Origin of the sequence: Chryseobacterium sp. SIMBA_028 (genome assembly GCF_046535285.1) — a bacterium.
Lineage (GTDB): Bacteria > Bacteroidota > Bacteroidia > Flavobacteriales > Weeksellaceae > Chryseobacterium.
This window is the reverse complement of the sequence record NZ_JAWRWZ010000258.1, coordinates 1-274: the sequence shown is the minus strand read 5'-3', so window position 1 is coordinate 274 and position 274 is coordinate 1. Positions and strand designations below refer to the sequence as shown.

The 274-nt window shown below is 37.2% G+C and carries 1 protein-coding gene; it reads right to left on the bottom strand.

Going from position 1 to position 274, the window contains the following annotated elements; translation table 11 throughout:
• Positions 1 to 274, bottom strand: a 274-nt coding sequence (locus SCA31_RS23365) for an outer membrane beta-barrel protein (protein ID WP_410699406.1), incomplete at both ends; no start/stop codon positions are given.

Here is a 274-nt window from a genome sequence, read left to right as displayed (position 1 = left end):
AATATTGAATGTCAGAAGTGTTTTTAAACTGATTGAATTTAACTCCGGTTTCAATGGTTCCGAAAGAGAATGGAAGCTCCAGATCTGCCTGAACAGAAAAGATCTGAGGCGAAATCAAAGAAGTAGTTTTCACATCCTGAACAGATTGATCAGAAGATCTGAACGTAGAAAAATTAACATCAGTGTCAGAGTCATTCTTATAAAAATTCCCTGCAATACTCAGTTTCTTTCCCAGTGAATCCAACTTCAGGTCGTAATAAGCGCTTAACGTGTG